We start from the raw sequence: 578 nt of genomic DNA, 5'->3' as shown, positions 1-578 counted from the left end.
AGGCCTGCTTTCCTGGATTGGCGGAGGAGTGGGCGGATCTCGACGGCCAGCGGCCTTTCGTCGGAGCGCTGACGATGAACCAGCCGACCGATACCGATCAGGAGGTTGCGTCGTGGATCGGCGCAGGCAGGCCACCGATTTTCTTCGGCTTCGGCAGCATCCCCGTCGACTTGGTCGAGTCTGCTGACAGCGTGTTCGCCATGATCACGGATGCGTGCGTGGAGCTGGGTGAGCGGGCGCTGATCTGCTCTGGATGGAGCGGCTTCAGCGAGATGCAGTCCGAGAGCGTCAAGGTTGCTTCCGCGATGAATCATGCGGCGGTTTTCCCGGCCTGCCGTGCGGTCGTTCACCACGGTGGCTCAGGGACCACGGCCGCGGGCTTGCGTGCCGGAGTTCCGACGCTGATTCTTTCGACGTGGCCTGAGCAGGCGCGCTGGGGCGCTCTGGTGAAGCGCCTGAGAGTCGGTGCAGCACGGCCCTTCGCGGACATCAGCCGCAAATCATTGGTTGAGGATTTGCGGACAATCGTCGCGCCGGAATACGTCACCCGAGCCCGCGAGATCGCTGCCCAGATGACC

Annotated in this window: 1 protein-coding gene; it reads left to right on the top strand. The window is 64.4% G+C overall.

Translation table 11 applies throughout. The features are described 5' to 3' along the window. A partial coding sequence (locus A5698_RS09165) for a glycosyltransferase (protein ID WP_353651816.1) occupies positions 1–578 on the top strand: 578 nt, incomplete at both ends.

The organism is Mycobacterium sp. E136 (assembly GCF_001666865.1).
GTDB lineage: Bacteria > Actinomycetota > Actinomycetes > Mycobacteriales > Mycobacteriaceae > Mycobacterium.
This window is presented reverse-complemented; position numbering and strand designations above follow the sequence as displayed.